General features: G+C 41.5%; 6 protein-coding genes and 8 tRNA genes. 13 read left to right on the forward strand and 1 reads right to left on the reverse strand.

All coding sequences use genetic code 11. The features are described 5' to 3' along the window. The first annotated feature begins 155 nt into the window (after positions 1 to 155). Positions 156 to 2,027 carry a site-specific DNA-methyltransferase gene (locus A3EO_RS12945; RefSeq protein ID WP_039152801.1) on the forward strand — a complete coding sequence of 624 codons (1,872 nt, stop codon included), beginning with the start codon at positions 156 to 158 and terminating at the stop codon, positions 2,025 to 2,027. A 10-nt stretch (positions 2,028 to 2,037) separates the two neighbouring features. Then, positions 2,038 to 4,647 carry a restriction endonuclease gene (locus tag A3EO_RS0110930; RefSeq protein ID WP_018347181.1) on the forward strand — a complete coding sequence of 870 codons (2,610 nt, stop codon included), beginning with the start codon at positions 2,038 to 2,040 and terminating at the stop codon, positions 4,645 to 4,647. Positions 4,648 to 4,784: 137 nt separating this feature from the next. Here A3EO_RS0110930 and gltX read toward each other — a convergent pair whose 3' ends face one another. Further along, a complete protein-coding gene (gene gltX / locus A3EO_RS0110935; protein WP_018347182.1) occupies positions 4,785 to 6,236 on the reverse strand; it encodes a glutamate--tRNA ligase in 1,452 nt (483 codons plus the stop codon). Between the two features lie 172 nt (positions 6,237 to 6,408). Between gltX and A3EO_RS0110940 the strand changes: the two genes are divergently transcribed. The 11 genes from A3EO_RS0110940 to tuf all read left to right on the forward strand — a co-directional run. Beyond that, positions 6,409 to 6,484 (forward strand) — tRNA-Val (locus tag A3EO_RS0110940). A 30-nt stretch (positions 6,485 to 6,514) separates the two neighbouring features. Next, positions 6,515 to 6,590, forward strand: a tRNA-Val gene (locus A3EO_RS0110945). Between the two features lie 30 nt (positions 6,591 to 6,620). Then, a tRNA-Val gene (locus A3EO_RS0110950) sits at positions 6,621 to 6,696 on the forward strand. Positions 6,697 to 6,725: 29 nt separating this feature from the next. Next, positions 6,726 to 6,801 (forward strand) — tRNA-Val (locus A3EO_RS0110955). 97 nt (positions 6,802 to 6,898) lie between these two features. Continuing rightward, entirely contained in the window at positions 6,899 to 8,023 is a 1,125-nt protein-coding gene (locus A3EO_RS0110960) for an anhydro-N-acetylmuramic acid kinase (RefSeq protein ID WP_018347183.1), read from the forward strand. Next, the gene (murQ, locus tag A3EO_RS0110965) at positions 8,023 to 8,937 is read left to right on the forward strand and encodes an N-acetylmuramic acid 6-phosphate etherase (protein ID WP_018347184.1); all 915 of its coding nucleotides are present in this window, start codon (positions 8,023 to 8,025) and stop codon (positions 8,935 to 8,937) included. The genes A3EO_RS0110960 and murQ overlap by 1 nt, the downstream gene beginning before the upstream one ends. A 182-nt stretch (positions 8,938 to 9,119) precedes the next feature. After that, positions 9,120 to 9,195 (forward strand) — tRNA-Thr (locus A3EO_RS0110970). Between the two features lie 31 nt (positions 9,196 to 9,226). Then, positions 9,227 to 9,311, forward strand: a tRNA-Tyr gene (locus A3EO_RS0110975). A gap of 28 nt (positions 9,312 to 9,339) precedes the next feature. Then, a tRNA-Gly gene (locus A3EO_RS0110980) sits at positions 9,340 to 9,414 on the forward strand. A gap of 1 nt (position 9,415) precedes the next feature. Further along, a tRNA-Thr gene (locus tag A3EO_RS0110985) sits at positions 9,416 to 9,491 on the forward strand. 96 nt (positions 9,492 to 9,587) lie between these two features. Further along, the coding region (tuf, locus tag A3EO_RS0110990) for an elongation factor Tu (RefSeq protein ID WP_018347185.1) at positions 9,588 to 10,636 on the forward strand (1,049 nt) is incomplete at its 3' end.

Here is a 10,636-nt window from a genome sequence, read left to right on the forward strand (position 1 = left end):
ACAGCACAGCACAGCACAGCACAGCACAGCACAGCACAGCACAGCACAGCACAGCACAGCACAGCACAGCACAGCACAGCACAGCACAGCACAGCGCAGCGCAGCAGCTTGACCATCTTTCGTTAAGGGCGCAACAGCTCTCGCAACTCAAATCCCTGCTTCCTGAAATTTTTTCTGAACAGCAAATTGATTTTGAAAAGTTTAAACAATTATTTGCCAACGAAATAGCCACTCACCTCGATCGCTATACTCTTAACTGGGCAGGAAAATCCGAAGCCTATCAGGTTTTACAAACCCCAACGCAACAAACGCTTACTCCTTGCGAGGCGGAGAGTGTGGATTTTGCCCAATCGCAAAATGTGTTTATTGAGGGTGAAAACCTAGAAGTCCTCAAAATTCTGCAAAAATCCTATTTTAATTCTGTGAAAATGATTTATATCGATCCGCCGTATAATACGGGGAACGATTTTATCTATAAAGATAACTTTGCCGATAGCCAAGCCGATTATGCGGAAAAAGTAGGCGATAAAGACGAAGCGGGCAAACTTAAGCGTGCCTTTGTGAAAAACAGCAAAGAAAACGGGCATTATCACAGCAATTGGCTCAATATGATGCTTCCCCGCCTGCATTTAGCAAGAAACTTATTGCGTGATGATGGCGTGATTTTTATTTCTATCGATGATAATGAGCAAGCCCAGCTGAAATTGCTTTGTGATGAGGTGTTTGGGGAGGAGAATTTTGTGGCGACATTACATTGCCAAATGAGTACAACTCAAGGAATGAAAGTTAAATCTGCTCAATCTGGGAATATTGTGAAAAATGCAGAATATATTTTGTGCTACTCAAAAGATGGGCATCAAAATATTGCAAAAACGCTTATTTATGATCCTCGTCCTAAATATGATGAACACTACTCTTTATATTTAAAGGAAGATGGAATAATCGGCAATATTAGTGAATTGTATGATTATAAATTTCCAAAAGATCTCAATAATAAAAAAGCACTCTCATTGTCTGAGGCTTACGCTAAAAGTGAAGAATTTGCAGACATCGTCCGCTCTCACCTCGCAGACATCGTCTGCTCGGATAAAATTGGTAATGTAGATATTTCTGATCTCAAAAACGGATATTGGAAAAAAGTACAACATAACGGAAGAGAATATCTGCTTACTTTAAATAATAAGGGAAAAGTACGTCAGTTATTAAGACTGAAAGATTCTTGGGGAAAGGCTGATGATTTTTATCAGTCTGAAGGATTAAGAAAAATTAGGGGTGATTGGTGGGAAGGCTTTTATATTGATATGGGAAACGTATCCAAAGAAGGGGACATTGAATTTAAAAATGGTAAAAAGCCACTGCGGTTAATTTATCAACTTTCTAAGATGGTTACAGCAAAGAACGATCTCATTCTCGACTTCTTCGCAGGCTCTGGCACGACTGCCCACGCGGTGATGCAACTGAATGCCGAAGATGGGGGCAACCGTAAATTTATTTGCGTACAGCTACCTGAAAAAACGGACGAAACATCCGAAGCCTTTAAAGCAGGTTTTCACACCATTGCCGAGATTTCTAAAGAACGTATTCGCCGTGCAGGTAAGCAAATTGCCGAGCAACACGCTGACAAAACCCTAGATACAGGCTTTAAAGCCTTTAAACTTTCAGGCAGCCATTTCAAACAATGGCAAACGCCCACAGAACAAGATTTAGAAAAACAATTGCAAATGTTTATCGACCCTGTGGCAGAGAACACCGACACGCAGGCGATGATGTATGAATTATTATTGCGTTTGGGCTTTAGCCTCACGGCAAAAGTGCGGTGGGAAAATCACGTGTATTGGGTGGAAGAAAACCATCAGCGCGTGGCATTGATATTAAACGAAGTGAATGAATCAATAATCAATGACGTGATGACACGCCAACCGCAAAAAGTGGTGATGCTGGATCGTTTATTTAACGGCGATGACGCATTCAAGAAAAATACCGAATTGCAAATGAGCGATGCGAATATTGCTTTATTGGTGATTTAAGGAGAAGAAAATGCAACTTCAATTTGAAACCTTAGATTATCAATTGCAAGCAGTGGAAGCGGTGGTTCAATTATTTAAAGGGCAAGGGAATGCACCAGAAGAGGGTTTGGTTTTAACCAGCCCAAATGATGAACGCATTGGGTTCAATCGCCCTTTGCAGTTGAATGAAGCGGTTTTGCAAAACAATTTACACGAGCAACAAAATAAAGCAAAAACCGACCGCACTTTGATTGCCGAGCAAGGCAAAAACTTTACCGTTGAAATGGAAACGGGAACGGGCAAAACCTATGTGTATTTACGCACCATTTTTGAATTAAATAAACAATATGGCTGGCAAAAATTTGTGATTGTTGTGCCAAGTGTTGCCATTCGCGAGGGCGTGTTGCACACCTTGGCAGCCACGCAAGATCATTTTTCCCTTGTTTTTGATAAGCCCAGCGTGAACTACAGCGAATATAAAAGCTCAAATCTGAACGCATTAAAAGACTTTTCTAAAAACAATAATATTGAAATTTTGGTGATTAATATTGATTCTTTTGCGAAAGAAAACAATGTGATGAATATGGTTCGAGAAAGCGGCATTGCACCGATTGAATATATTCAGATGGCATCGCCCATTGTGATCATTGATGAACCGCAAAATATGGAAACCGAAACCCGCCGTAAAGCGATTGAAAGTTTAAAGCCACTGTTTACCTTGCGTTATTCCGCCACGCATAAAAATGCCTACAATCCCGTTTACAGCCTCAACCCCGTGCAAGCCTATGAATTGGGCTTGGTGAAGCAAATTGAGGTGGACAGCGTGTTGGCAGACAATGATTTAAATGGTGTGTATTTATCGCTGAAAGAAATCAAAACGAGTCAAAAAAGCTGGTCAGCCAAAATTGAATTATTGGTGAACGACAAAAAGGCGATGAAGAAAAAAACCATCACCGTCAAGCCCAATCAAGATTTATTCGATCTTTCCAAAGGCAATGAACAATATCGCAATGGCTTTATTTTGAGCGGAATGGACACCGATCAGCAAACGGTTTCCTTTGCCAATGGGGTGGAAATTTATCAAGGAACGGATTATTCCCAATTAAAAGACGAGATTCAGCAAATGCAAATCCGCCGCACCATTACCGAGCATTTACAAAAAGAGAAAAAATTGCGTGAGCAAGGCATTAAAGTGCTTTCTCTGTTTTTTATTGACAAAGTAGATAATTACCGCAATGGCGGCAAATTCGCCCAATGGTTTGATAGCATTTATCGCGAGCTTTCAGGCAGCGACCCGCAAGGCGTGCATAATGGTTATTTTTCCCAAGATAAAAAAGGCAATGCCAAAGACACCAACGGCAGCACGCAAGCGGATAACGACACCTATCGCCTGATTATGAAAGACAAAGAACGGCTATTGGATTTAAACAACCCTTTGCGGTTTATTTTTTCCCATTCCGCATTAAAAGAGGGCTGGGATAACCCGAATGTGTTTCAGATTTGCACCCTAAACGACACCGCCAGCGAAATGAAAAAACGCCAAGAAATCGGGCGAGGATTAAGGCTGCCAGTGAATCAGCAAGGGCAACGGATTTATGACCGCCGCCAAAATATCCTCACCGTAATTGCCAATGAAAGCTATGAACAATTTGCCGTCAGCCTTCAGCGTGAAATTGAAGAAGAATGCGGTGTGCAGTTTGCCAAGAGCAATATCAAAAAACGTGAAGATAAAAAACGGGTTCAATATCGCAAAGACTTCAGCCTACACCCTCATTTTCAAGCACTTTGGCAACGCATTCAGCATCAAACCACTTATCGAGTGAAGTTTGAACAACAGGCATTAATTGAAAATGCGGTGGAAAAAATTCGCAAAATGCCACCGATTGAAGCGATACAAATCCGCCACGAAAAAGCTTATTTAACCATCAACGAGCAAGGCATAGGCACACAATATCGCTCAACAGGGGCAATCAATGCAGGTTCTTCATTCCATATTCCTGACTTGCTCAATGCCTTGCAAAAGAAAACAGGCTTAACACGAATCAGCTTATGCCAGATTTTGCAACAATCGCAAAGGCTGCCCGAAGTTTTCCATAATCCACAACAGTTTATTGATTTGGTTGCCGAAAAAATCAACCTTGCGTTACAACAAATAATGGCAGAGGGCGTGGAATACCACAAAATCGCCGGCAAAACCTATGCAATGACGCTCTTTCAGGATTTTGAATTTTTTAAAAATGAGCATACTTTTGCAGTGGCAGAACAACAGAAAACCATTTATGAAAACTATATCCCCTTAGATTCCCAAACCGAGCAACAATTTGCCCAAGATTGCGAAAGCAGTGATGACGTAGAATTTTATTTTAAGCTACCTGAAAAATTTAAAATCCCGACCCCATTAGGCCATTACAACCCCGATTGGGCGGTGGTGTTTAAAGGTGAAAGCAAAATCTATTTTGTGGCAGAAACCAAAAACACAGGCAACGGCATTCAACGCGGTGTAGCAGAAGAAAAATTACGCGAAAGCGAGCAAATGAAAATTGCTTATGCCCTCAAAAATTTTGATTGTTTGCGGTCTGAATATTCTGATTTGGATTATTGCGTGATTGAAAAAGTATCGGAGCTGTCAGAGAAATTATAAGGAAAAATAGGATTTAATTTATCAGTTGCTTTGTATGAGTTTATGATCTTTTAGATTTTTAGTTTTAATTGTAAAACATTAATTATTAGTGATTTTGAAAAGATAGAGCAATGTTACCCTATCTTTTCAAATAGTTATTATGCGTTTTCCACTTTATTCTTAATAAATTCAATCGCTTTCTGAATGCGATTTAAGCAACGTTCTCTACCGATAAGTTCGAGGGTAATATCCAATGATGGAGATTGACCGGCACCGGTAACGGCAACACGCAACGGCATACCGACTTTACCCATTCCGACTTCTAATTCAGCAGCGGTTTGTTCGATCACTTGATGTAATTCGTGAGCTTTCCATTCCGGAAGTTGACGCAATTTTTCTAATGCAACGCTTAATGGCTGAATAGCTGTGGCTTTAAAATGTTTTTTCGCTGCTGCTTCATCAAATTCACTGAAATCTTCGTAGAAATAACGGCTGGCTGTTGCCATTTCTTTTAAGGTTTTACAGCGTTCACCTAGTGCTTTTACAATTTCGGTTAATTCTGGTCCATTTTGGGTATTAATTTTTTGTTCTTCCATATGCCATTCAAGATAATGAGCTACCTTTTCTACTGGTAATTCACGGATGTAATGGTGGTTTACCCATTGCAATTTGTCGGTATTAAAGGCACTGGCTGAACGGCTAACCTGATGAATATCAAAGAATTTTACCATTTCTTCAATAGAGAAAATTTCCTGATCGCCGTGTCCCCAACCTAAACGAACCAAATAATTTAACAACGCTTCCGGTAAATAACCTTCATCACGATACTGCATTACATTGACCGCACCGTGGCGTTTAGATAATTTTTGACCGTCATCACCTAAAATCATTGAAACGTGTGCATATTGTGGCACAGGCGCGCCAAGTGCTTTTAAGATATTGATTTGGCGAGGTGTGTTATTGATGTGATCTTCACCACGCACAACGTGAGTGATGCCCATATCCCAGTCATCAACCACAACACAGAAATTGTAAGTTGGAGAGCCGTCGGTGCGGCGGATGATTAAATCATCAAGTTCGCTGTTGCTGATTTCGATTTTTCCACGCACGGCATCATCAAAAATCACTGAACCTTCGGTCGGGTTTTTAAAACGAACAACGTGAGGTTCGCTCGGATCGTGATGTGTGTGATCGTGTAAACAATGGCGATCATAGCGTGGTTTCTCTTTATTTTTTTCCTGCTGTTCGCGCAAGTTTTCCAAACGTTCTTTGCTGCAGTAGCAACGATAAGCTAAACCTTGTTCCAACATTTGATCAATCACTTGATTATAACGATCAAAGCGTTTGGTTTGGTAATAAGGGCCGTGATCCCACGACAAACCCAACCATTCCATACTTTCCAAAATGGCATCAACTGCCTGTTGGGTGGAGCGTTCCAAATCGGTATCTTCAATACGAAGTACAAATTCACCTTGATTGTGTTTAGCGTATAACCAGGAATAAAGCGCAGTTCTGGCACCGCCAACGTGTAAATAGCCTGTTGGACTTGGTGCAAAGCGAGTGCGCACTGTTACATTCGGATCTAAATTAAATAATTTTTCGATTTCCATTATATTCTGCCTATAAATAAAGAATAAAAACGGTTCTATTCTACTATGAGTTAGCATTATTCTTAATAAAAACTTGATATTTATGTTTACTTTTAAAACAGTTGGCTAAGGAAAGTCAAAAAGCGATTGACTGAACATAAATTATAATTATAATGCCACGAACACAAAATGTGGGCGATTAGCTCAGTTGGGAGAGCACCTCCCTTACAAGGAGGGGGTCACTGGTTCGAGACCGGTATCGCCCACCACTTATGACAATCACCCAATATTAACAATGTGGGCGATTAGCTCAGTTGGGAGAGCACCTCCCTTACAAGGAGGGGGTCACTGGTTCGAGACCGGTATCGCCCACCACTTATGACAATCACCCAATATTAACAATGTGGGCGATTAGCTCAGTTGGGAGAGCACCTCCCTTACAAGGAGGGGGTCACTGGTTCGAGACCGGTATCGCCCACCACTATTGTTAATAGCAACGAATTTCTATTCGGGCGATTAGCTCAGTTGGGAGAGCACCTCCCTTACAAGGAGGGGGTCACTGGTTCGAGACCGGTATCGCCCACCATCTTATCCTTCGTTAATATTTCTATTTAAAGTTAATTTATTCTTGCTGATGAAAATGGTAAGGTATCGTCTATTGTTTTCCCCATAGATAGCTTTTTATGCAACCCAATCTTTATATCGGAATGATGTCCGGCACTAGCCTTGATGGTGTAGATACCGTTATTGTTGATTTTTCAAATGCCTTCCCTCGAATAGTGGCTTCATTATATGCACCTATGCCGCAGGATTTACGTGATGATTTGACAGATTTAATGCGCGGTGTGACAACTTTGCAGAAATTGGGTGAAATTGAACAGCGGTTATCTTGGCTTTATGTTGAGCAAGTTAGAGAAATTTTGCAGCAACAAAGATTCGCGGCAGAGCAGATTATTGCGATTGGCTGTCACGGGCAGACAGTTTGGCACGCGCCAACGGGAAAATATCCGTTCACAATGCAACTGGTGGACGGCAATTTATTAGCGGCACAAACAGGAATTACCACAATCACCGATTTTCGACGTAAAGATATGGCATATGGCGGTCAGGGTGCGCCGTTAGTGCCGGCATTTCATCAAGCGATTTTTTCTGATCCGAAACATTTAACCGTATTGCTTAATATTGGCGGTATCAGTAATGTCACTGTTTTATATCCGGACGGAACAGTAAGTGGCTTTGATACCGGGCCGGGCAACACTTTGATGGACAACTGGATTAAATTGCAGCAGGGTAGAAACTTCGATCAAAACGGTGAATGGGCAGCACAAGGTCAAGTGAATACGGCATTATTACAAAGCTGTTTGCGAACCGAGTATTTCCATCAGTTACCACCGAAAAGTACAGGACGAGAACTGTTTAATTTACCTTGGTTACAACAAAAACTTGATGCATTACCGCAAATTGCTGCTGTTGATGTACAAGCAACGTTATTGGAATTAACAGCACAGACAATAGTTGAACAATTACCGAAATTACAAACTGAAACAATGTTATGGGTGTTCGGTGGCGGTGCGAATAATCCGGTTTTAATGCAACGTTTGCAGGATTTATTACCGAATTGGCGAATCAGAAATAGTAATCAGAGTGGCATTGATGCCGATTTTATGGAAGCCACTGCTTTTGCGTGGTTGGCATATCGTACCATACATCATCAAAGCGGTAATTTGCCCTCTGTAACAGGAGCAAGCAAAAACGCAATTTTAGGAGCAATTCATTTAGCGGATAAGATTAATAATAAGGATTTATGATGACTTCTCTTTTTAAAACTTTGGAACAACTCACTTCTGAACAACGTAATATCTCTTCGTTAAATCTAGATCAACTTTCTGCATTAGAAATCGTTCAGTTAATGAATCAGGAAGATCAAAAAGTAGCATTAGCAGTGAACGCCCAATTAGTTCAAATTGCACAGGCAGTTGAAGTTATTGTTAGTACCTTTCAGCAAGGTGGTCGCCTTATTTATCAAGGTGCAGGAACAAGTGGTCGATTAGGGGTTTTGGATGCGTCAGAGTGTCCGCCGACATTTGGCGTGCCGTTTGGACAAGTTATCGGTCTGATCGCAGGTGGTGACAGGGCGATACGGAAAGCAGTAGAAAATGCGGAGGATAACAGCGAGGCTGGTAAAGTGGATTTAATGCAGGTTCAGCTTTCAGACAAAGATGTGGTGGTCGGCTTGGCAGTAAGCGGTCGAACTCCTTATGTATTGGGTGGGTTGGAGTATGCTAAAACCTGTGGGGCGAAAACCATAGCAATTAGCTGTAATGCATATTCAGAGATGTCAAAAATAGCAGATATTTCAATCACGCCGATAGTTGGAGCGGAAGTCTTAACTGGTTCATCCAGGTTAAAAGCTGGAACAGCACAAAAAATGGTGCTGAATATGCTTTCTACCGCCAGTATGGTGTTAATGGGTAAGTGTTACCAAAACTTGATGGTGGATGTGCAAGCGACCAATGAAAAATTGCGGCATCGAGCGGTAAATATTGTGATGCAAGCAACAGAATGTGATCGCGATACCGCAAAGCATTATTTATCATTGGCGGATAATCAGGCGAAATTGGCTATTATGATGATTTTAGGCAATTTGGATAAAGCTCAGGCAAAAGTGTTGTTAGAGCAGTCACAAGGAAGATTACATCAAGCAATACGGAAATTGGAATAGGTTATATTTTAGTCTATAAGCGATAAATATTATTAACAGTATCAAATAGAGTACTGAAACTGTAAAAAACGAACAGTTTTTGCTTGAGATTTAGTCTAACAATAAAAAATACCGTTTTTTTTGAAAAAAAGGCTTGCCAGAAGAAAAAAGATCCCTATAATACGCCTCACTTGCTTAACGATGCCGACTTAGCTCAGCAGGTAGAGCAACTGACTTGTAATCAGTAGGTCACCAGTTCGATTCCGGTAGTCGGCACCATCTTAAAAGTAAGTAGTAGCATTAGCACAGTGGAGGGATTCCCGAGCGGCCAAAGGGAGCAGACTGTAAATCTGCCGGCTCAGCCTTCGAAGGTTCGAATCCTTCTCCCTCCACCATTTTATGATGGGACAGATGAATATAGGTGCGGGCATCGTATAATGGCTATTACCTCAGCCTTCCAAGCTGATGATGCGGGTTCGATTCCCGCTGCCCGCTCCACGCTGATATAGCTCAGTTGGTAGAGCGCACCCTTGGTAAGGGTGAGGTCGGCGGTTCAAATCCGCCTATCAGCACCACCTCTATTTTTCTTTCCTTTTTTATATCCTGTAATTATCTTTGGTTAATGTGGTAATTTACGCCATCGATAACCGTGTTTTTTTAGGGGACTTTCCATGTCTAAAGAAAAATTTGAACGTACAAAACCGCACGTAAACGTGGGTACAATCGGCCACGTTGACCATGGTAAAACAACTTTAACCGCAGCAATCACAACCGTATTAGCAAAACACTACGGTGGTGCAGCTCGTGCATTTGACCAAATCGATAATGCGCCAGAAGAAAAAGCGCGTGGTATCACCATCAACACCTCACACGTTGAATACGATACAGCAACTCGTCACTATGCACACGTTGACTGTCCGGGACACGCCGACTATGTAAAAAATATGATTACCGGTGCGGCGCAAATGGACGGAGCGATTCTAGTAGTAGCAGCGACGGACGGTCCAATGCCACAAACTCGTGAACACATCTTATTAGGACGCCAAGTAGGTGTACCATACATCATCGTATTCTTAAACAAATGCGATATGGTAGATGACGAAGAGTTATTAGAATTAGTAGAAATGGAAGTTCGTGAACTTCTATCACAATATGATTTCCCAGGTGATGATACTCCAATCGTACGTGGTTCAGCATTAAAAGCNTTAGAAGGNGANNCNNNNTGGGAAGAAAAAATTCTTGAATTAGCAAACTACTTGGATACATACATTCCTGAACCGGAACGTGCAGTAGACCAACCGTTCTTGTTACCAATTGAAGACGTATTCTCAATTTCAGGTCGTGGTACTGTAGTAACAGGACGTGTAGAACGCGGTGTTATTCGTACAGGTGAAGAAGTAGAAATCGTAGGTATCAAAGAAACTGCGAAAACCACAGTAACCGGTGTAGAAATGTTCCGTAAATTGTTAGACGAAGGTCGTGCAGGTGAAAACATCGGTGCATTATTACGTGGTACAAAACGTGAAGAAATNGAACGTGGTCAAGTGTTAGCGAAACCAGGTACAATCACTCCACACACAGATTTCGAATCAGAAGTTTACGTATTATCAAAAGAAGAAGGTGGACGTCACACTCCATTCTTCAAAGGTTATCGTCCACAATTCTATTTCCGTACAACTGACGTAACAGGAACAATCGAGTTACCGGAAGGCGTGGAAAT

It is taken from the genome of Gallibacterium anatis DSM 16844 = F 149 (assembly GCF_000379785.1).
In the GTDB taxonomy this organism is placed as follows: domain Bacteria; phylum Pseudomonadota; class Gammaproteobacteria; order Enterobacterales; family Pasteurellaceae; genus Gallibacterium; species Gallibacterium anatis.

What these genes read in the sequence shown, in the direction of transcription:
- A3EO_RS0110930 (WP_018347181.1), top strand. Translation starts at nt 2,038, where the DNA reads ATGCAACTTCAATTTGAAACCTTAGATTATCAATTGCAAGCAGTGGAA.
- gltX (WP_018347182.1), bottom strand. Translation starts at nt 6,236, where the DNA reads ATGGAAATCGAAAAATTATTTAATTTAGATCCGAATGTAACAGTGCGC.
- A3EO_RS0110960 (WP_018347183.1), top strand. Translation starts at nt 6,899, where the DNA reads ATGCAACCCAATCTTTATATCGGAATGATGTCCGGCACTAGCCTTGAT.
- murQ (WP_018347184.1), top strand. Translation starts at nt 8,023, where the DNA reads ATGACTTCTCTTTTTAAAACTTTGGAACAACTCACTTCTGAACAACGT.